This window comes from Novosphingobium clariflavum (genome assembly GCF_026420865.1).
GTDB classification, from domain to species: domain Bacteria; phylum Pseudomonadota; class Alphaproteobacteria; order Sphingomonadales; family Sphingomonadaceae; genus Novosphingobium; species Novosphingobium clariflavum.
The window spans coordinates 21766-41079 of sequence record NZ_JAPCWC010000025.1 but is presented as its reverse complement, the minus strand read 5'-3'; the positions used below and the strand labels follow the sequence as shown (position 1 = coordinate 41079).

Below are 19314 nucleotides of genomic sequence, written 5' to 3'. Positions count from 1 at the left end.
GGCGCGGAGGCTCGCTGCGGCTGCGCGGATGAGGTTTTCCACATCGCGCGCGCGCTCTTCAAAGTTAGATTCTTGGTTAGACTCTAAGTTAAGGGCGCGAATCCGCCCACGATTTCCAGACGTTAAGGCCGGACTGGGTTCCTGATGGCACGAGCCTCGGGTTCCCGATGGCACGATAGGTCGGGTTCCCGATAGCACGAGGCCGTCCACAGGTTTCCCACAGGCGGCCAGTGGCTCGAAAGCCAGCAGCGTGCGCCCGCCGATTTCCGCTTCGAGCGACAGGACGTAGCCGGGCAGTGGTTGGCGCCGCACGATGTCGCGCAGTTCGAAGGCGAAGCGCTTGAACGGCGACAGGCTGCCGGATTTGAGGTGGAGGTGGCGTAGGTCGAAACGCCAGCCGCCGCGCTGACGGCCGCCGTGTTTGCGCACGATGCGGTAGAGCCAGCGATCGAGGCCGCCGGTGAGATCGAAATAGGCCGGATCGATGGTGAGGATGAGCGCGTCATCGAGGACGGCCTTGTAGAACCAGTCGGGGACGATCAGCTCGATGCCATCCGGTCGTCCTTGGCGATCCGTGCGCTCCTGCCACTCGTTTATCCACGAGAAGCGGTGACGGCGGCCTTCGGCGGGCTGGCGGATCGACGTCGAGATGGTGGTCGATTGCAGCCGATCGAGCGCGGCCTTGAGCCGCTGATAATCGCGCATGGATGTGCCGCGACCGACATAGGTGAGGATCTCATAGGGTGTCGCCGCCATCAGACGCGACGTGCGCAGGCCCGCGTCCCGGGCCTCGACGATCTGGCTCGCAGCCCAGATCAGGATGTCGGCGTCCCAGATTGTAGCCATGCCATGATCGGGGACGGCTTCGACCCGGATGGAGACGCCGCCCGCCGAAAAGTCGATCGGCGCTATGCGGTGCGATTTCGAGAGGGAGAAGAAGGGATAGGCCATGAGATCCTGCGCATCTCGTGGCGCGAAGTCGCCGGGAAGCGCGCGAAACAGGTCGAGCTGCCCACGCTCCGAAGTGTCACGACGACGCACCACCATGAAAGGGACCGGCCACGATCAGCGTGCGTATCGGCCGGCGATCTGGCCGGTCGGTAGCGTCTGGCGCTTGGCGGGAAGCACGGAGCCGCGCGGATCGGACGTCGAGGTTACGGTGCCGCGCTCGGCCCAGGTTTCCAGATCGTCGACCGAATAGACGACGCGCCCGCCGAGTTTGTGATAGGCCGGACCCGTGCCGTAGGTGCGATGTTTTTCCAGGGTGCGCGCGGACAGGCTAAGAAACTCGGCGGCTTCCTTGGTCCGCAGGTAGCGTGGCGGGAGCGCGGCGGTATCGGGTCGCATTGGGCGGGCCTCCGTGGGGTTGCTGGGGGCCGCTGACGATCAGCGGCTGACAGCGACAACGGTGGCGGAGAACCTTCGGCGGGATGGATGGGGGACTTGGGATGGCTAAATTCCCACCCCTGTCGTTGGCGCGGGCTAGGTGCGTCGACGATGCCGAAGCAGGTGCAGATAACCGCCATTGATGAGGGCCGACCCGGCTTCGGCGAATGCGATCACGGCATCACGCAGCGGCGAGGTCTTCCAGGGGTCTGTATCGATCCGCGCCGCGCCATAGATTGCGATGGCGATGTCGCGATAGGTCGCGCCGTTCATGCGACCGTCGGCAGCACGAAGTTTGAGGCGAAAGCGGCGACGCTGCTCGGTGGTCATGCGCGTGTCGCGCAATGGCGGACGTTGGAGCCAGGCGCGTGAGAGGCGTGTCAGCGCATCAATGCGATCGAGGATGTCGTCATCGATGGGGATGACCGCCGCAAGCTGGTTGTGTGGGGATGTGCCGGGCAGGAAGAGAAGCTGGAGGTCATGCTCGGGAAGACCGGCATATGCTCCTTCGGGGCCATCATGTCCCGCAGCGAACCTGCCGGCTAGGCTGTTTGAGCTGGACGGCAGAAAGTTCGGCCGCGCTGTCAGAAAGAGGACGGCGGGATTGCTCTGCGGCGACCACACCACCTGTTGCTGTAGGGCAGAACGACCTGGTCTCGCGGGGAAATCGCAACCCCCAGCGCCGCTGCCTGTCATCAGGCAGCGGCTGCGTCTCGGCGCCGACCTCGACCAGACCGGCGTATTCGTCCTGATAAGGTCGGTATCTGCGAAGGCATTCCCACGCGAGACCTTCGATCGGCAGTGTATCGAGGAAATCGTAGCTGCGGTCGTCTCGCCAGTTCGATGTATCGGGCCTCATCGCATCAACTCTCCCGCGTGGTGCGCGTAAGTCGAGCGTGTGATTTTTCTCGGCGCGACGAGGCTCTTGGAAGCCCGGACGAGGGCATTGCGTGATGTCGAAACGGCATCACGCAGGTTTGTAAACCTCTCAGCGGTGAGCGGGGCGCAGGAGGTGCCGATAGCCGGTGTGTGTCATCCAGCGGGCGCGTTCGAGATGGCTGTCATGAATGCGTCGGCAGCGTTCGGGTTCACGGTCGGGATCGAGGTCGAACAGCACCCGCACGGCCTCTTCCCAATGCGCGCCGTCTGCGGCCGCATCCAGCAAGCGCATGTAAAGTTTGGCGTGCGACCTGTCGTAATCGGTGAGATCTTGCCCCGACGGCGCGAGGTCCTGGAATGGTGCGGTCATGGTGTAGACTCGGCGAATATGCGGTGCCTGTCTATGATCCAAGTTTGATCCGAAATGGAGACAGTGCGAATGACGTGGAGCCTGGCTGCCCACAGGTCAGCGTAAGCCTGTAGATCGGTTCGGCTTGTTTCCGCGATCATCGACCAGCAGCACTCCTTGCCCTCGGTCGGTCGACAGGAAGACGATGCCGGCAGCTTCCAAGGCCCTGCGTGCCTGATCGCGCGTCGTCTCGTACACATCGAGCCCGCTTTCGGATTCGAGGCGCTTGAGCGCGGTCAGCGATATGCGGGCCTTGTCAGCGAGCGTCTCCTGCGTCCAACCCAGCAACGCGCGTGCGGCCCGTGATTGTCGGGCGGTGATCATGCATGATCACCTCCCATCGCGACTGGCGCGCGCTCCAGAACTACGGCTATTTTAGTCGTATTAGCCCGCTTCAGCCAGCTCAAAGACGTTGCCGGAGGGCCATGTTGCGCTGACGCCGATTTGGTGATTCGGGCAATCGCGCCGTTGTCGTCAGTGAAACGAAGGTACTGCGTGCTGATTTCGGCAGTAAAGCCGGAGGGCGCGCCTTCGGTGTGATCCGACTATTTGGGGCACGCAATCTGCGATTAGGGGCGATTTGAGCAGGAAGGCGGCCCCGACCTTTCGGCCGGGGCCTCGTGAAGCCGCCTCAGTCTGCGCGGCGGCCGTTGGGGCGGGACCAGATCAGCGAGTAACCTTCGCCGTCCTCGTCATCGAAGAGGTTGGCGTAGATCGGAGCGTTGAAGCTCGGATCGTCGAGCTTGAGGCCCAGATAGTCGCGGCCCTCGTTGGAGCGCTTGGACCAGGCGGCGCCGATCTCGGCGCGGCCGACCAGGACCCGGTGGCTGGGGGCGTTCTCGCCGCTGGCGCGCAGGTCGGGGACGATGCGCACGCCTTTGGCCTGGACGCTGAGGGTGACGATTTCGCCGCCGAATTCGTTCGAGCCGGTCTTCTTGAAGGTGCCGATGGTCGCCATTGTAAGTCTCCGTTTTCCGTTTCGAGCCCGCACCATTGCGGCCTCGATGGCGATCGACCGGACGAAGGCGAGCGACGACACATCGCTTGCGACCGCAGCAAAGCGGAGGATGGCGCAGGCGCGACTTTGTTGTTTCGCGAGGAATGACGGCGCAGCCGGCAGGGGAAGAAAGTCGGGGCCAGCCGTTGTGGCTTAGGCGCTCGAGGCAAAGCCGTCCTTCGGCCAGATCAGGCCATTGAAGAGGACGTTTTGACGCGGGTGCTGGACGGATCGACGGCGGAGACGGCGGCGACCTTCGCATTGGCCCGGGAAGGCCGACCGGCGATCACAGGCGTAGACCTCCCTCGAACAGGCCTGCGCTGCGAATTTCGCCATTCCGCCAGCTCTGACGGAACGCCTCGACGCTGAGGGGTTGCCGGCCACGATGTCGTTGCCGCCCCGACGCGCTCCATCGTTCCGTGACAGGTGGGGGCAGCGGGTGCTTCGCGTCGCCGCTTCCCCATCGGGCGACCAGATGGCGTGGAGGACAAAGGCATGTGCCGCTGGATCCCGCCGCGATGGGCGCTGCGGGTTTAGGCGTGGGACACATGCCCGGCAGATGGGTCGGAGGCCGCCATTCCAGTGATGCGCACGAAGGCGACGATGCCGACCGCGATCGCTCCGATGACCGAGAACACGGTCTGCCATGTCTCCGATGGCATGGTGTGTTTCACGATGCCATGGGTGGCATGGAATCCGGCGACGATGGCCGGGGCGACGAACGCTGCGGCGATGAGCAGGCGTGGCCAGGTCGGACGGACGGTGGCGAGCAGGAATTGGCCGATGCCGAAGGTCAGGCCGGCGGCAACAAAGCCGACGACAATCGCGCCGAGCCAGCCCGCGCCGGTGCCATAGGCCCATGTGCCGGCAGTCACGCCCGCGATGAACGGGAGAGCGAACACCGCAAGCGTGAAAAGGAGCCAGCAGAGGAAGCCGATGGCGGCGATGCTGAGGAGAATGCCGATGAAGATCATGGTGGTGTCTTTCGTCGAATGTCAGACGGACGCGCCACCACCACCACCACGGCGCACATGCGAGATTAGCAGAATTCGAGCCGCCGGGGGAACCGAAGCGTGAAGCGTCCACCGATTGCGCGACCCGGTTCGCCTCATGAGGCGAAGGGGTCGATTTCACCGACGATGGCGTCGTCAGCGCCGTCATATTCCGACGCCGGAGTGACGGAGAGCGTACCGTCGCCGGCGCGATAGATGATGATGGCGGCCATCAGGGTGGTAGCGAGGCTGAAGGCGAAGGCGTGAGCGGTTTGGAAGGACATCGACCCGGCTCCTGTTTGAGCGGAGGTCCATCCCCCGCTGACAGGCGCCCGAAGAGTTCGGCCGGTGGCCGCAATCACCGTGCAGGCGAAGCCGGAGCGGCGGCACGCCATGCGTAGTCCGACCCTTTACGGGTTGATGGCGTCAGGCCATCGGCTGAACCCAAGGATCAGCGTCTTGAAGCGGGGGTGGTCGTCCGATCAGGAGACCGGGTTGTCTGCCTGCCGCGAGGACTGTTGCTGCCGGATCGCCCGGCCTCACCTGCGCTGCCGGTGGCCGGATGTCAGCGCCCGGCCTTCCAGGGATCGATGACCGTGACATTCGCGGCGTCGAATGCGCTGCTGTCGCGGGTGGCGACGGCAAAACCCTTGGCGGCTGCGATCGCCGCGATATAGCCGTCGGGAGTAGGGAAGCCTTTCCCGGCCGCTCGGGCTTTGACGGCGAGATCCGCGTAGCGGCGCGCAGCATCGACATCGAATGGGAGGACGCGGTGTGCGAACAGTTCCATCACCCCCTCCAGAGCTTCGGCGAGCCGATCCTTGCGCTTGCCGTCGGGAAGCGCGCCGATGCCGAACATCAGCTCGGCGATGGTGACGCTGGAGAGAAAGAGCGTTTCCGCCGCCTGCTCGTCGAGCCAGGCCCGCACGGCGTCGTCGGGCGCGGGCTTCATCCCCTCCGACATGACATTGGTGTCGAGGAGGATCATTCGAAGCTCATCGGCTTGGCGGGCGTCTTGTCGCGTGATTGGTCGAGGGCGTCGATGTCCTCATTGGTCAGGCCGAGCCTGCGGCTGCGTTCTGCGAGCGCCGTGCCAAGCCGCAGGCGGGTGTCGGGGCGAACAGCCGCTTCGAGGATGTCGCGCATCTCGGCCTCGGCACTGCGGCCGTGCTGCGCGGCGCGCACCTTGAGTGCGCGGTGCGTCGCGTCGGACAGGTTCCGGATCGTGACGGCTGGCATGATAGCGTCTCCTGCAAAATTGATAGCGATGATAGCGATGATAGCGATGATAGCATAATATGGAAGTTGCTATCGTTTTTCAAGGTGAAGGATACCGGCGGCGCCTACGCGCCGCCCGAGCCGAAGCGATAGACCGGGATGCCCATCTTGCGGGCCTTGTCGGCCAGGTTGTCCTGAATGCCTGTGCCGGGGAAGATCACGACCCCGATCGGCACGATACTGAGCATCTGGTCATTGCGTTTGAACGGTGCGGCCTTGGCGTGCTTGGTCCAGTCGGGCTTGAAGGCGACCTGCGGCACCTTGCGGCTATCGGCCCAGCGAGAGGCGATCTTTTCGGCGCCTTTCGGCGAGCCGCCGTGCAGCAGCACCATGTCGGGGTGCTTGGCGCGGATCTGATCGAGCTTGGCCCAGATCTGCTTGTGGTCGGCGGTGTCGCCGCCCGAGAAGGCGATCTTCGGCCCGGTGGGAACGAGCACCTCGGTTTCCGCGCGCCTCCTGGCGGCGAGGAAATCCCGGCTGTCGATCAGCGACGCTGTGAGTTGGCGATGGTTGACCCGTGATCCGGTGCGTTGCGACCAGGGTGAGCCGGTGGCGACGAGGTAGCGTCCAGCGGCGGCTTCGCGGAAGGTTTCCATGCCGTCGCGGCGGTCGATCAGGTTCATGCCGATGTCGATGAGGCGCTCGAGCTGAAGGGACTTCACCTCGGAGCCATCCTGTTCGCGCTGAAGCTGCCTTTGCGCCTGCTCGTTGTCGTCGAGCTTCTGTTCGATGCGGTCCACTGCACGGTGGAACATATTGACGGTAGACCAGAGGAGATCGGGGAGATCGAAGTCGAGGCTGGTGTCGGTGATCGTGGCGACCAGGGCGTCGAAGATGTCGGCGACGGCGCCTTCGATGATGCGGTCTTGCGGTGGCGGGCGCTGGTCCAACTCGTCCTCGGAGGGGCGGTAGCCGTGGAGCTGCAAATCCTGGATCAGATGGTCGGTCGGGGATGACTCGTGGTGCGGTTCGTAGTCGTCGTGCTCGCTCATGGGATGCTCCGTCGGCAAGGACCGCGACCATCGCGGCCTTCATGGCGACGAAGCCGTCGGGCGGGACGGACCTGCACCCTGAGAGCGTGAGCCGAAGGGCCGAAGCGTCAGCGGAGGATGGCGAAGGCCGGCGATTTTGTTTCGCGATGGAAAGACCCGAAGGGTCGCCGGAAAATCGTCGGCCGCAGCTATTGCCGATCCGGCCCGGCTGATGGCCGATCGCCCTCTCGAAGGCCGAGGCGCGTTCCTCTTGCCGTCACTGGCGCATCGTTGCGGGCATGGCGGCTGCGCGCCACCTGTCAGCCCCTTCCGGCTAAGCGGCCAGGGCCATGAAGCGTGCGACGTCCTCCGGAGCGAGCTGCACTCGAACGCCTGCCCGAAGCGCATTGATACCGAGCCGCCGCAGATCCTCGTTGAAGTCCCCGAATGCTGGCGACAATGGAATGGCCTCGATTCCCTCGGCGTTCGCCCGTTCGATCAGTATGTCCCGCGCGCCGTCACCGGCCGGATCGTCGTCTCGGACGATATAGAGCCGCCGCAAAGTCGCCGGGAACAGGATGGCGGCCAGATGTGCTGCCGAGAGCGCCGGCGCCATCGCCATATCGGGCAGGACCTGCCGGAGCGACAGCATGGTCTCGATACCTTCGCCTGCCGCCATTACGCTGCCGGGTGCACCGATGCGGACGGCATTGCCGAGGAGATCGCCCATCGCCTTGCGCGGTGTGCCGATGGGGGCTTTGTCGGAGCCGTCAGGCGCAAGCCAGGTGCGGTGCGCGCCGGTGATCTTGCCAGCGAGGTCGGTGACGGTGGCGATCATGGCGGGCCAGGTCTCGGTCGGGCCATCGTCGGGCTTGTAGTAACAGCGGGGGTGGAACCGCAGGTTTCCGGTTCCATGCAAAAGCGTAATGCCGCGTCCGCGCAGATAGGTCTGCACAATGGTCCCGGTAATCGGCTGCGTCATGGCGATGAGGCGACGTGCGGCCTCGGGCGACCCCGATGGCGCCGGTGCCAGTCCGCGGCGTGATGCCGGCTCCGGTTCGGGGTGCGGCAGGCTGAGGAAGGTGCGCGCCTCTTGAGCAACGTCTGCGAAGTCGATGAGGCCGAGCGATTCCCGGATGATGTCGAGAAGGTCGCCATGTTCGCCGGTGGCGGCGTCCGTCCATTTGCCCGCTGGTCCCTTCGGTGTATCGCGCAGGCGCACGAACATGGAGCGGCCTGCGGCATTACGAGCATCGCCAACCTGCCAGTAATTGCCCTGCCGGTGGCCGTTGGAGAGATAGTGGCGGCAGACCGCCTCGGCCTGTCGGCCGAGACTGTGTGCCAGTTCAGAAGCGTCCTGCCGAGCCATCACGCTGCCTCACGCTCGCTAATCCGCTCGACCGGATAGGTGGCGAGCAGCTTGCCGATGATGGCGGGACCAGAGGCATCGACCGGAACGAAGAAGCGCAGCTTCCACGAGATGATCTCGCTGAAGAGGCCATAGGCGCGCAGGCGATCCCGCATGGTGTCGGTGAAGCCGGACAGTTCGATCCGGTTCGCGCCCATGACGCGCGCGCGGCGAAGGTGGAGCCCGCTGGCCAGGTCGAGGATGGTGCGACCATCCACCAGAGCGGCGTAGGCATCATCGCTGCTGAGGTTGGCCGTTCCCGTCGCGGCGGCATTCATGGCCCAGGCGGGCGAAACCCGCCGCCCGATGATGCGTTCGCCATCGTCGGTCTGGAGCCGATAGACGCGCGTCGACTCGTTCGGCAGGCGCTTCCACACCGGCAAAAGCAAACCGCTGACCATGTGGATGGCGCCATCGGTATAGGCCGGCACTTCGGCGACTTCACGTTGCCAGACCGCTGCAAAGCTGTCGCGAGCGGCTTCCTCCCAATGGCTGTCTTCCATCATGGCGAGGCTTGCGTGGTGCTGTTCCATCGGCCGGATCAGGCGGACGCGACGTTCGATCTCGCCGTCGTCGAGCATGATGGACGGCGCTGGCACCTGGACAGCAGCGCGTCCTGAACGCGCGTTGATGAGCAGCCGGGCATGCGGATCGTCGAGCCAGTCGAGCGCGGTATCGAGTGTGGTTGGCTGATTTCGGCGGCGCTCGGTGATGGTGAGCAGCCGCGTCTGCGCGCCCGTTGCCGGATGGGTGTAGATGGTCGTGCGCTCAGCGACGACGAAACTCTCCGCCGTCAGTGTTTCCAGCCCGACATCATAAACGCCGCTGGCGATGGCTCCGGCCACCTTGGCGTCGAGCAATTGCTCGAAGGCGGTGAAGAGGATGCCCTGAAGCTCGATGGTCAGCGCCAGCAGGCGGTTGAGGAACGTGGTGATCGGCGGCAACTCGTCCTTGATGCCGTTGTCATCGGTCAATTTCAGGCCGGTTGCGGACTCGAAGCGACCCAGCGAGCAGCCCTCGACCTTGCCGCGTACGATCAGGAGATAGAGCTGCCGCAGCGCATCGCGGGCGTAGCTGGATTCCAGATTGTCCTCGGGCCGGAACAGGCCCTGGCCGCCGGTCTGGCGCTGACCGCGCGTGATCGCGCCCAGCGTATCGAGCCGGCGTGCGATCGTGGACAGGAAGCGTTTCTCGGCTTTGACGTTCGTGGCGATCGGGCGGAACAGCGGCGGCTGCGCCTGGTTGGTGCGGTTGGTGCGACCCAGACCCTGGATGGCGGCGTCCGCCTTCCACCCGGGTTCGAGCAGATAATGCACGCGCAGACGCTGGTTCTTCGCTGACAGTTCGGCGTGATAGCTGCGGCCGGTGCCGCCGGCGTCGCTGAACACGAGAATGCGCTTCAGGTCGTCCATGAACGCAGCCGTCTCGGCAAGGTTGGCGGATGGAGCGCGGTTTTCGACAGCGAAGCGCTCGCCGTTGCGGACGATGCGCCGGGAGCGCCCCGTCACCTCGGAGACCATATCTGTGCCGAAGCGCTGCACAATCTGATCGAGCGCCCCCGGAACGGGAGGTAAAGACGCAAGGCGTTCGATCAACTCGTCACGGCGTGCGACAGCTTCGCGGCTCTCGACAGGGTGGCCATCGCGATAGACCGGGCGCGAGGACAGATTGCCCTCGCCATCCGTGAACGGCTCGTAGAGCTGGACCGGAAAGGAATGGGCCAGATAGTCCAGAACATATTCGCGCGGCGTGATGTCGACGCGAATATCGTTCCATTCCTCGGTTGGGACTTCCGCCAGCCGGCGCTCCATCAGCGCTTCGCCGGTCGAGACGATCTGGACGACAGCGGCGTGGCCGTCATTCAGGTCACGTTCGATGGACCGGATCAGCGTGGGCGTTTTCATCGACGTGAGCAGATGGCCGAAGAAACGCTGCTTGGCGGACTCGAAGGCCGAGCGGGCGGCGGACTTGGCCTGGCGGTTCAGTGTGGCTCCCTCGCTATCTGGGCTGCCGGTGATGTTGGCCGCCTGCATCGCGGCGTCGAGATGATTGTGGATGACGGCGAAGGCGCTGGCGTAGGCATCGTAGATACGCCGCTGCTCGTCGGTCAGGGCGTGCTCGATCAGCTCATATTCGACGCCATCGTAGGAGAGCGATCGGGCGGTATAGAGGCCCAGCGCACGCAGGTCGCGGGCGAGCACTTCCATGGCCGCGACACCGCCGTCCTCGATCGCCTCGACAAATTCGGCGCGGGTGGTGAAGGGGAAATCCTCACCGCCCCACAAGCCGAGCCGCTGGGCATAGGCGAGATTGTGGACGGTGGTCGCGCCGGTAGCCGACACATAGACGACGCGCGCGTTGGCCAGGGCGTGCTGAAGCCGAAGTCCCGCGCGTCCCTGCTGTGAGGCGGCAACGTCGCCGCGTTCTCCCTTGCCGCCTGCGGCATTGGCCATGGCGTGGCTTTCGTCGAAAATGATCACTCCATCAAAATCGGAGCCCAACCATTCGACGATCTGCCGGACACGGGAAACCTTCTCACCACGGTCGTCGGACCGTAGCGTGGCATAGGTTGCAAACAGGACGCCTTCCGACAGCGTGATCGGCCGCCCTTGCGGGAAGCGCGACAGCGGCGTGACCAGCAGACGCTCCATGCCGAGCGCGGACCAATCGCGCTGCGCGTCCTCGATCAGCTTGTCGGATTTGGAGATCCAGACCGCCTTGCGGCGACCGCGCAGCCAGTTGTCGAGGATGATGCCGGCAGATTGACGGCCTTTGCCGGCCCCGGTGCCGTCGCCGAGCATGAAGCCGCGCCGGAAGCGCACGGCGTTTTCGGCATCGGGCTTGGCCGCCTGTACGAGATCGCAGGTCGCATCGACGATCCAGGAGCCGGCGAGGAAGTCCGAATGGGCTTCGCCGGCATAGATGACGGTTTCGAGCTGGGCGTCCGACAGGAGATCGGTGATGTTCGCGGGCAGCATCGGCCGATAGGCGGGCTTGGGCGGTGCAACGCTCGCCATGGCCGCCGACTGCACGAGCTTGGTGGGGTGCGCCTGAGAACTGGCAATACGGATCGACTGCAATCCGTATTCTTCATAGATCGCGTCCGTGAGGTGGGTGCCTTCCGGCGGCGTCCAGTCCATCGTGTCGTAGGCGAGTTCAACGCCCTGCGGGTCCATGGTCGAGCATGTGGCCGGACGCTCAGTGGCGGTGCGTGCGAGATAACCCCGCACGGTGCGGGGCGCCGAGCCCGACACGGGCGGCGCGATGTCGGGCAGTGTGACCGGCAGGCGCGGTGGAATCTGCGCTTCGATCCATGCGAGCAGCGTAGCGACGTCGGGCGCAACGCCGGCGGACCCAGGGAACGTGGCCGTGTCTTCGGCCGGCAGCTTGTCGATGACGGTGAGCCGCGTTTCGATGCTCGTGCCATGCTTGGCATAGACTGAGCCGTGGATCGCCGCGGTGAAGACGACGCGGCTACGCTCCTGAAGCCGGGCGAAGGTGTCGCGCCAGGCCGGTTGCTCGGGGCCGAAGTTTGCGCCGGTGATCGTCACCAGACGCCCGCCATCGGCAAGCCGCGCCAGGGCCGAAGCAACATGACGCGCAGCGGCATCGGCGACCCGACCGGAGACGTTCGCCATCACCGAGAAGGGCGGGTTCATCACGATGACGGAAGGGACGGCGCACGCTGGAAGGTGGTCGTCGATCTGGGCGGCGTCGAACCGCGTAGCGACAAGGGCTGGAAAGAGCTGGCCAAGCAGATCGGCGCGGGTTTCCGCCAGTTCGTTGAGGAGCAGCGAGCCGCCGCTGATCTCGGCGAGGATGGCGAGAAGACCCGTGCCTGCCGACGGCTCCAGCACAATGTCGTGCGGTGTGATCGCGGCGGCCGCGATCGCGGCGAGGCCGAGCGGGACCGGCGTCGAGAATTGCTGAAGCGCCTGGGCTTCCTCGGAGCGAAGGGTGTGCGTCGGCAGAAGGCCGGTGATTTTCGACAGCGCGGAAAGCCGTGCAGTCGGAGTGCCGGCTTTACGGAAAAGCGCACGTCCGTATTTGCGCAGGAACAGGACGGTCGCGCCTTCACAGGCTTCGTAGGCCGTCTTCCAGTCCCAAGCGCCACTCGTGTCGGAGGCCTCGAAAGCCGTTTCCATGGCGATGCGGAGATTGGCGTTGTCGATCCGCTGGCCGCGTTCGAGCAGGGTGAGAAGCTGATGGGCGACGGCGATGATGGCGGACGCGCGGGCAACGGGCGCAGCCGGACCGGCCACGGGGGACATGATGTTCATGGATCGGAACCTCGGGAGAGCGGGAACGGGAAGCCCGGACGGCGCTCTCTCTCGACCGCGCGGACTCAAACCCGTCCCGGCGGCCCTCTCACTCTCGAACACGTCGCTGCCGACATGAAAAAAGCACCTCGACCGAACGGCAGAGGCGCTTTGAGAGGTCAGGCCCAGTGTCCGTCGGTGATCTCGCGGGCGACGAGCCTGCGCGCCTTGCGGATCAGGTCATCGCCGCTGGTGTCGATGTGCCCGAAGAACCGGGCGCGCGCGCCGTTCGCGGTCCAATCGGTATAGGCGCAATATTCGCAAGCCCCGGCCCGGAAGGCCCGCATGTCGCTGGCCCAATGGGGCTTGGGCTCCACGACGACGGTGATCCCGTCTCTGGTTTCCAGCCAAGGGAGAGACCGCTCGGCGGGCGGACGCTCGGAATCGGCGGCGAAGATGGCATCGATGTCCATCATGACGCTTCTCCGGGCATGCCCGGATGGATGAAGCCGCCAGGATCGCCGGGGTCGGGCGGCAGGTAGGCGTCATAGGGATTGCCGTCGGCGAGGTGGCCGAAGGGCGTGAAGACGAAATCACCATCGTCTCGTCCCACCGCGTAGATGACGTAACGCGGGGCGCCGGTCACGGCATCGAGGCATTCCATGAGCGCAAGGTTGCCGTCACCGGCAGCGCGCAGCAGCGTCTGAAAATTGCTCTGGGCATAGGACGGGATGCTCATAGCGGGCCTCCCTCGTCGGAGAGGGTCTGGTCGAGCCAGCCATCGGTGTAGATCCAGTCCACGGTCTCCCCGCTGGCGAGATCGAGAACATGCGCGCCGCCCCCGAAGCCGTCGAGCCGGGGCTTCGAGCAGGTGTTGGCATATTGGAAACCCCAGCGGCCGCTCAGGCGGAATTCTGCGGCGCAGCGCTTCACAAACTGGATAAGGCGCTCGGGATCGCCAGTGACGTCGTCGCGCATCCAGAGCTGCGTGCCGCCATGCTCGGGCTGGATCGACAGGAGGAAGCCCTCGGAAGGCGGTTCCTCCGATGCGCCAGCCTCGGAGAGGCGGTTGTAAAGGTCGAGCGCGCGGGCGGCGTTCTCGGGCGTGCCGACATCGAGCAGGCACGAGAAATGGGTGAAATAGTCGGCCATGACAGGCTCCTGAAACGAGAATGCCCGGCCCGCGCGGCACAGCCGTTCAGGCTGCCAGCCGTGGGACCGGGCGGTGTGGAAGATCGGGGTGAGATGCGCGGGACGAACGGCGCCGCCCCGCGCGATCCGCGCTATTCGGCGGCGACGGCGTGCTGGACTTCATCCTCATCGGTGTCTTCGTCCTCGCCGTCCTCGGTGAGGAAGTCCGGCAAGGCGGTGTCTTCGCCGGTATCGGCCTGATCGCCATCGATGGACGCCAGGCGCAGCGGTTCGGGCAGCCAGCCGCTGTCGGTCAGAAGGCGTTCGGCTTCCTTGGCCATGTCGCCCTTCTTCATGTGGTCGATGAGCTGCGCGGCCCGCTCGCCGGCGCCTTCGCGGACGGCCTCGAGAATGCGGGGCTTGGTCACGCGGCCGAGATAGTTGCTGACCGTGGGCTTCCAGCCTGCAGTCACCATGTTCATGCCCGTAGCCCGTGCGAGCCGGTCGGCCTGCGCCAGACGCACGTCGAGGCCATGCTGGCTGACGCCCGAGCCGGAATAGGGGTTCGGACGCTCGAACAGCGCATTGACGCCGTAGCTGACGCAAAGCGCCAGAAGCTCCATGCGCGTGCCGTCATCGAGATCGGTCAGCCAGGCCCAGAGCGCCTGATCGTCAGCGGGGATGTGATCCCCCCAGCGTTCGTGGCGATCGTTGACCGCCTGCGCCGATGGGCTGTCCTTCAATTCCTCGGACTGGGCCGAGAAGAAGATGTGGCGGACATTGGCCTCGAGGCAACCGGACGGGTTGGTGTGGATGAAGATGTCGCTCAGAAGCTTGTGCAGCAACATGGTCATGGCGACGTGCGGATGTTCCGCCAGCGCGTTGCGCAGCGCCAGGGTGCGATGGGCGGTCAGCTCGATCACGAGACGCTCGGGCAACGGCTTGATGCCGTCTTCCTCATCATCCTCGGGCTCGACGGGCTTGCCGCCGATGGTGATGACCGCGCGTTGGACGGCCGGCGTATCGGGCTGGTCGCCGTCGGAAGCCTCGCCATCGGGCTCGGCCTGGGGCTCATCCTCGGCGCGGACATAACCGCGGTCGATCGACAGCGAGCCGTCGGCGTCGAGGCTGACGAAGGCGCCGGCGATTGCGATGTCGGCTTGATCGTAGCTGACCGAACGGTTCTCGAAGGCCTCCAGGGTCCGCTCGATCTCGCCGAGACGTTGATCGATCGCGTCGGGCAGCTCGTCGGCCTCGGAATATTCCGCTTCGATCCGGTCATATTCCTCGCGCAGCGCTTCGCGGGTCGCACGCTCCTCGTTGGTCAGATCGACCGTGGTGCCGGAAAGCTCACGCAAGCCGTGGTCGTGGCCATAGGGGAAGCTCACCGCGACCTCGATCCACTTCCAGCCTTCTTCGGCGATCTGATCGGCGGTGGCTTTCAGCTTCTCCGCCACCATACGGTCGAGCAGGACGGGGTCTTGCAGCCAACCGCCGTCGTCGGACTGGAAGAGATCGCGCAGCACGATGCCGCCTGAGGCCTCGTAGGTATCGACACCGACGAAAATGGCCCGTTTGTCCGAGGCGCGTACCACGGTCTCGGTCAGCATCCGCCGGATCTGATAGGGCTCCTTCTGCCAGCTATCCTTGATCGCATCCCAGACCTGCTCCTGACGGGCATGGTCGGGGCTGACAGTGAAGGCCATGAGCTGTTCGAGCGTCATGCCGTCATCGGCATAGATTTCGAGCAGGGTCGGCGAGACGGAGGTGAGGCGCAGGCGCTGCTTCACCACGGTGACGTTGACGAAGAAGGCAGCGGCGATGGCCTCCTCGGTCATGCCCTTGTCGCGCATGGCCTGAAAGGCGCGGAACTGGTCGAGCGGATGGAGCGGTGCGCGTTCCATGTTCTCGACCAGCGATACTTCGTCGACGAGGATGTCGCTGTTGGCGTCGCCGATGACGCAGGGCACCGTCGCCGTCTTGGCCAAACGCTTCTGCTTCACGAGCAGTTCGAGTGCGCGATAGCGGCGACCGCCAGCAGGCACTTCGAACATTCCGATCTCCGCGCCATCGGCGTCGAGGACGGGACGGACATGGAGGCTCTGGATGAGGCCGCGCCGGGCGATGGACTCGGCCATTTCCTCGATCGAGACGCCGGCCTTGACGCGGCGGACGTTGGACTGGCTCAGCACCAGCTTGTTGAAGGGGATGTCGCGCGCCGACGACAGGGTGATCTTCTGGATGGCACTCGCCATGTTCGTTACTCCGCGACGGGCGGCCGGGAGACTCTCTCTCGACCTCCAACCCGTCACGAAGCGAAGCGCCGCCCTCTCACTCTAAGAAGGGCAGCGCCGCAGAAGCGGAAAGGCGTGAAGCCGGAGACCTGCTTTCCCGCCTTTCCGGTATTCATATTCGATCACGCCGCCTGCCGTTCGTCGCCGGCCATGGTGTCGTCCGGGCCGAGATCGGCGTCGGGCAGGAAGCCGAGCAGCCAATCGGCGGCCTTGCTCGCCTGGGAGGCGGCGCGGACGATGGCGCGATCGTCCTCGCGCAGCACCTCCAGCCAGGCGCCGATATAGTCGGCATGGCGGACGGTCGGTACGATGCCGAGAGACGCGCAGCAGAAGGCCGCGTTGATCTCGGCCACCAACTCCTCGAAGGCGTATTTCTTCGTGCCGAAACCGCCGGTCAGATCGCGGCCGAGCCGGGAGGCGTGGCCGCTGGCGTGCCCGAGTTCGTGCAGGGCCGTGCGGTGCCAGTTTATCGGCTCGAAATAGGCCTGCGGCGGCGGCACCTGCACATAGTCGTGCGCCGGCACATAGAAGGCGCGATCGCCGCCGATGCGGAAATCGATGCCCGTCGCTTCGATCAGAGCCTCGACGCGCGGCTCGATGAGGTCAGGCGGCGGCGGTGGAGCGATGGCGGCGATGTCGTCCGGCAGGCCGTCGCATTGCGCGGCGTTGAAGACGGTGAAGCGTTTGAGGAATGGAATTGCAGCGGCATCCTCGCCGGTCTCGCGAGCGCGGCGCTTCTCGTCCTCCGGCGTGAAGCGGTCGGCATAGACGACGATCGTGCCATGCTCACCCTTGCGGACATTGCCGCCCAGCGACAGTGCCTGGCGGAAGGTGAGCCAACTCTGGCCGGGGAAGCCGTGCTGGATCACCGCCCCCCAGAGGATGAGCACGTTGATGCCGGAATAGTGCCGTCCGGTCGCAGCGTTGCGGGGCATGGCGAGCGGCGCCTTGGCTGCGGCCGATCCCCATGGCTGGACCCAGGGCGCACGGCCCGCCTCAAGCTCGGCGATGATCTTGTCGGTGATGTCGTCATAAAGGCTCGCCCGGCCTGAATTGGCGCGGGCGCCGTGGTTTTTCCTAAACATCGCGGTTCTCCGCGACGGGCGCCGGAGACCTCCTCTCCAGCCCTCAACCCGTCACGGGAAACCCGTCCGCACTCTCACTCTATGGGGGGCGTTGCGGGGCAGGCTGTGCAAAAACTCATTCGTCTAATCCGCCGCCACCAGCACCGCGACGCGCGTCTCACCCCGCTGGCGTCAGTCGCTCGACACCGAAGGCATTTACTGCATGGAGGATGTTGAAGGCGACAATCGAGAGAGCCGCTTCGGCCTTTACCGCTCTGAGACCTCGCGTGAGGAACCTTCCGCCGCCGGACATCCGTTTAATCGTGCCGAAGGGGTGCTCTACAGTACATCGGCGGGTCACCATCAAGCTCGGATCCGCGTAGATTCTGGCCTCCATACGATCCAGCGCCGCCTGGTCGAACAACCGATGGATGGTCCGTTGGGCGCCCCACGTGCATCGGCTCTTCAGCCGACAGTCTTTGCATGCGGACGTTCTATATCGGATCGCACGGTTGCGGGTATGTTTGCCGGATGGTCTCAACGTCTTGCCGGCGGGGCACCGGATTGTGTCGGTCCCCTCATCATACACGAACTGCGCTGGCCGGAAAAAATCGGTGCTCATGGCGCCGCGTTTGATCGGCGCCGCGACCTCAATATGGTCGCGCTCGCATTGCGCGACCGCCTGGGCGTTGGAGTAACCGCCGTCGGCCAGGACTTTGAGCTCGTTAACCTCAAGCACCTCCATCGTCGCCATCGACATTGGATGCAGGAGCTGGCTGTCGTTTGCCTCGTTGGTCACGTCGTGATGTATGATCAGGCCGCTATCTACATCGACCACGCTTTGCATGTTGTAGCAGGGTGTCTTGGGAGAACGTCCATAGCCCATCGGCCGCGCGTCGGACTCGCCAAAGACCAAAGCCGTCTCGTCGCGATCCTTCAGGATGTCCTGCCGGCGCACGAGCCTGTCCTTGCGGCGCCCGAGGGTCTCGATCGCAGTGGTGAACGCCTCCCGATGTTTGGGCTGATCGTCGAACCCCTGGGCCACTGCCTCATCTATGATGTCGAGCCGTTCAAGGTAGTAGGCGATCTCCTTTTCGGTGTGCGCAACGTCACGGGCCAGCCGGTCGGCGCCAGCGATGTTCTTTGGGCTCGCGACCGCGCGCATCTTCGTCCCGTCCAGCGCGACCAATCGACCGCTGATCAAGCCGGTTTCGCGGCAGAACTGGATGAATGCAGCGCTGGCGCCGACAATGGCTTCCGGATTGTCATGACGAAAGGAGGCGATCGTTCGGTAATCCGGGGCGAGCCGGCGCATTAGCCAAAGCGCTTCGAGGTCGCGGACACACGCTCGTTCCAATTGGCGTGAGGACCGTACCTGGTTGAGGTAGCCCCAGATGTACAGCCGGAGCATATCGCCTGGATGGTATCCAGGGCGGCCGGTGACCGCAGCGATAGCACGACCGAAGCCAAGCTCTGCCAAGTTCAAGCTGGTAACAAAAGCATCGACGACTCGGACCAATGCGTCCGGGGAAACATAGTCATCAACACAAGGAGGAAGCAGGCTGACCTGGTCTCGTGCGAGTCCCTCAATAAAACTCATGCACACCCCGGCGTGGAGGATGGGAAGATAATTGGATTCTACACTGACAGGTTCATGAGTAAAAGCTTGTTCTTGGCTTTGAACATCTGCGCTAGGTGGCGTAATAACTCATTACAGATGTTGCGGGCTTCCGAGAAGGATGAGGTCAGAATCGCCGGGTTCTCCGTTACGTCGAAGCAGTGGCCGCTTGCGCATCGAGCTGCCACCCGTAGCTTTTGGAATCCGGTACGAGATCGGCGATGGTGAACTGATCGAGGTGTCGCGCGAAAGCTTCCAGCGCGCCTGCCAAGGCATGGCGCAAGCCGCATGCGGGCGTCACGACGCAGCTGTTGGTCGCCGCGTCGAAGCATTCCACGAAGGTCCCGGTGTCTTCCATGGCGCGCATGATCGAACCAACGTTCAGGGCATTGGCGGGCCGCGCCAGCTTGAGGCCGCCGCTCCGACCGCGCACGCCCTCGACAAATCCTTCCGCAGCCAGTCGCTGCGCCACCTTCATCAGATGGTTCTTCGAGATGCCATAAGCGTGTGCGATCTCGGCGATCGAATGATGGCCGTCCTTCACGGCCAGGAACATCAGTGTGCGAAGGGCATAGTCGGTCTGGACGGACAATCTCATAAAAGATGCATATCATATATTGGTTTTATC

Annotated in this window: 20 protein-coding genes and 1 pseudogene; all 21 read right to left on the bottom strand. The window is 64.7% G+C overall.

From position 1 onward, the window contains the following. Positions 1–204 precede the first annotated feature (204 nt). Positions 205–1047 (bottom strand): annotated as a pseudogene (locus tag OKA11_RS20185) (replication initiator protein A); the annotation flags it as partial. Between the two features lie 18 nt (positions 1048–1065). Next, positions 1066–1347, bottom strand: a complete 282-nt coding sequence (locus OKA11_RS20180) for a helix-turn-helix transcriptional regulator (protein WP_169862717.1) — start codon at positions 1345–1347, stop codon at positions 1066–1068. A 135-nt stretch (positions 1348–1482) separates the two neighbouring features. Further along, positions 1483–2010: a DUF2285 domain-containing protein gene (locus OKA11_RS20175; protein WP_267223648.1), complete on the bottom strand. Its 528-nt coding sequence runs from the start codon at positions 2008–2010 to the stop codon at positions 1483–1485. Continuing rightward, positions 1904–2245: a transcriptional regulator domain-containing protein gene (locus OKA11_RS24705; RefSeq protein WP_353936231.1), complete on the bottom strand. Its 342-nt coding sequence runs from the start codon at positions 2243–2245 to the stop codon at positions 1904–1906. Before OKA11_RS24705 ends, OKA11_RS20175 begins: the two co-directional genes overlap by 107 nt. Positions 2246–2374: 129 nt before the next feature. Beyond that, positions 2375–2635, bottom strand: a complete 261-nt coding sequence (locus OKA11_RS20170; RefSeq protein ID WP_169862713.1) for a DNA -binding domain-containing protein — start codon at positions 2633–2635, stop codon at positions 2375–2377. 96 nt (positions 2636–2731) lie between these two features. Next, positions 2732–2998 carry a helix-turn-helix domain-containing protein gene (locus tag OKA11_RS20165; protein ID WP_128779061.1) on the bottom strand — a complete coding sequence of 89 codons (267 nt, stop codon included), beginning with the start codon at positions 2996–2998 and terminating at the stop codon, positions 2732–2734. Positions 2999–3305: 307 nt separating this feature from the next. Beyond that, positions 3306–3632: a DUF736 domain-containing protein gene (locus OKA11_RS20160; RefSeq protein WP_041535876.1), complete on the bottom strand. Its 327-nt coding sequence runs from the start codon at positions 3630–3632 to the stop codon at positions 3306–3308. Between the two features lie 572 nt (positions 3633–4204). Beyond that, positions 4205–4645, bottom strand: a complete 441-nt coding sequence (locus OKA11_RS20155; RefSeq protein ID WP_169862711.1) for a hypothetical protein — start codon at positions 4643–4645, stop codon at positions 4205–4207. 134 nt (positions 4646–4779) lie between these two features. Then, entirely contained in the window at positions 4780–4947 is a 168-nt protein-coding gene (locus tag OKA11_RS20150; RefSeq protein ID WP_169862710.1) for a hypothetical protein, read from the bottom strand. A gap of 281 nt (positions 4948–5228) precedes the next feature. After that, entirely contained in the window at positions 5229–5651 is a 423-nt protein-coding gene (locus tag OKA11_RS20145) for a type II toxin-antitoxin system VapC family toxin (protein WP_169862708.1), read from the bottom strand. Then, positions 5648–5902, bottom strand: coding sequence for a FitA-like ribbon-helix-helix domain-containing protein (locus OKA11_RS20140; RefSeq protein WP_169862687.1), 255 nt, complete (start codon positions 5900–5902; stop codon positions 5648–5650). Before OKA11_RS20140 ends, OKA11_RS20145 begins: the two co-directional genes overlap by 4 nt. 104 nt (positions 5903–6006) lie before the next feature. Beyond that, on the bottom strand, positions 6007–6933 hold the full coding sequence (locus tag OKA11_RS20135) for a DUF2493 domain-containing protein (RefSeq protein WP_169862685.1): 927 nt from the start codon (positions 6931–6933) through the stop codon (positions 6007–6009). A gap of 313 nt (positions 6934–7246) precedes the next feature. After that, a complete protein-coding gene (locus tag OKA11_RS20130; RefSeq protein ID WP_169862683.1) occupies positions 7247–8281 on the bottom strand; it encodes a DUF7146 domain-containing protein in 1035 nt (344 codons plus the stop codon). Next, positions 8281–12600, bottom strand: a complete 4320-nt coding sequence (locus OKA11_RS20125; RefSeq protein ID WP_267223641.1) for a strawberry notch family protein — start codon at positions 12598–12600, stop codon at positions 8281–8283. Before OKA11_RS20125 ends, OKA11_RS20130 begins: the two co-directional genes overlap by 1 nt. Before the next feature lie 158 nt (positions 12601–12758). Next, positions 12759–13055: a hypothetical protein gene (locus tag OKA11_RS20120; RefSeq protein WP_169862681.1), complete on the bottom strand. Its 297-nt coding sequence runs from the start codon at positions 13053–13055 to the stop codon at positions 12759–12761. Then, positions 13052–13318, bottom strand: coding sequence for a DUF6117 family protein (locus OKA11_RS20115; protein ID WP_169862679.1), 267 nt, complete (start codon positions 13316–13318; stop codon positions 13052–13054). Before OKA11_RS20115 ends, OKA11_RS20120 begins: the two co-directional genes overlap by 4 nt. Then, positions 13315–13731: a hypothetical protein gene (locus OKA11_RS20110; RefSeq protein WP_169862677.1), complete on the bottom strand. Its 417-nt coding sequence runs from the start codon at positions 13729–13731 to the stop codon at positions 13315–13317. The genes OKA11_RS20115 and OKA11_RS20110 overlap by 4 nt, the downstream gene beginning before the upstream one ends. A gap of 131 nt (positions 13732–13862) precedes the next feature. Next, on the bottom strand, positions 13863–15965 hold the full coding sequence (locus OKA11_RS20105; protein ID WP_267223638.1) for a ParB/RepB/Spo0J family partition protein: 2103 nt from the start codon (positions 15963–15965) through the stop codon (positions 13863–13865). A 161-nt stretch (positions 15966–16126) separates the two neighbouring features. Continuing rightward, positions 16127–17089 (bottom strand): ArdC family protein, encoded by a 963-nt coding sequence (locus tag OKA11_RS20100; RefSeq protein ID WP_169862673.1) that lies wholly within the window; start codon positions 17087–17089, stop codon positions 16127–16129. A gap of 157 nt (positions 17090–17246) precedes the next feature. Continuing rightward, positions 17247–18668 carry an IS1182 family transposase gene (locus OKA11_RS20095; protein ID WP_169862671.1) on the bottom strand — a complete coding sequence of 474 codons (1422 nt, stop codon included), beginning with the start codon at positions 18666–18668 and terminating at the stop codon, positions 17247–17249. Between the two features lie 166 nt (positions 18669–18834). Beyond that, positions 18835–19284, bottom strand: a complete 450-nt coding sequence (locus tag OKA11_RS20090) for an RrF2 family transcriptional regulator (protein ID WP_065846908.1) — start codon at positions 19282–19284, stop codon at positions 18835–18837. Positions 19285–19314 lie beyond the last annotated feature (30 nt).

Bases quoted from the DNA above. Each gene is read 5' to 3' on its own strand.
- OKA11_RS20180 (WP_169862717.1), bottom strand. From the start codon at position 1,347: ATGCGACCCGATACCGCCGCGCTCCCGCCACGCTACCTGCGGACCAAG.
- OKA11_RS24705 (WP_353936231.1), bottom strand. From the start codon at position 2,245: ATGAGGCCCGATACATCGAACTGGCGAGACGACCGCAGCTACGATTTC.
- OKA11_RS20170 (WP_169862713.1), bottom strand. From the start codon at position 2,635: ATGACCGCACCATTCCAGGACCTCGCGCCGTCGGGGCAAGATCTCACC.
- OKA11_RS20165 (WP_128779061.1), bottom strand. From the start codon at position 2,998: ATGATCACCGCCCGACAATCACGGGCCGCACGCGCGTTGCTGGGTTGG.
- OKA11_RS20160 (WP_041535876.1), bottom strand. From the start codon at position 3,632: ATGGCGACCATCGGCACCTTCAAGAAGACCGGCTCGAACGAATTCGGC.
- OKA11_RS20155 (WP_169862711.1), bottom strand. From the start codon at position 4,645: ATGATCTTCATCGGCATTCTCCTCAGCATCGCCGCCATCGGCTTCCTC.
- OKA11_RS20150 (WP_169862710.1), bottom strand. From the start codon at position 4,947: ATGTCCTTCCAAACCGCTCACGCCTTCGCCTTCAGCCTCGCTACCACC.
- OKA11_RS20145 (WP_169862708.1), bottom strand. From the start codon at position 5,651: ATGATCCTCCTCGACACCAATGTCATGTCGGAGGGGATGAAGCCCGCG.
- OKA11_RS20140 (WP_169862687.1), bottom strand. From the start codon at position 5,902: ATGCCAGCCGTCACGATCCGGAACCTGTCCGACGCGACGCACCGCGCA.
- OKA11_RS20135 (WP_169862685.1), bottom strand. From the start codon at position 6,933: ATGAGCGAGCACGACGACTACGAACCGCACCACGAGTCATCCCCGACC.
- OKA11_RS20130 (WP_169862683.1), bottom strand. From the start codon at position 8,281: ATGGCTCGGCAGGACGCTTCTGAACTGGCACACAGTCTCGGCCGACAG.
- OKA11_RS20125 (WP_267223641.1), bottom strand. From the start codon at position 12,600: ATGAACATCATGTCCCCCGTGGCCGGTCCGGCTGCGCCCGTTGCCCGC.
- OKA11_RS20120 (WP_169862681.1), bottom strand. From the start codon at position 13,055: ATGATGGACATCGATGCCATCTTCGCCGCCGATTCCGAGCGTCCGCCC.
- OKA11_RS20115 (WP_169862679.1), bottom strand. From the start codon at position 13,318: ATGAGCATCCCGTCCTATGCCCAGAGCAATTTTCAGACGCTGCTGCGC.
- OKA11_RS20110 (WP_169862677.1), bottom strand. From the start codon at position 13,731: ATGGCCGACTATTTCACCCATTTCTCGTGCCTGCTCGATGTCGGCACG.
- OKA11_RS20105 (WP_267223638.1), bottom strand. From the start codon at position 15,965: ATGGCGAGTGCCATCCAGAAGATCACCCTGTCGTCGGCGCGCGACATC.
- OKA11_RS20100 (WP_169862673.1), bottom strand. From the start codon at position 17,089: ATGTTTAGGAAAAACCACGGCGCCCGCGCCAATTCAGGCCGGGCGAGC.
- OKA11_RS20095 (WP_169862671.1), bottom strand. From the start codon at position 18,668: ATGAGTTTTATTGAGGGACTCGCACGAGACCAGGTCAGCCTGCTTCCT.
- OKA11_RS20090 (WP_065846908.1), bottom strand. From the start codon at position 19,284: ATGAGATTGTCCGTCCAGACCGACTATGCCCTTCGCACACTGATGTTC.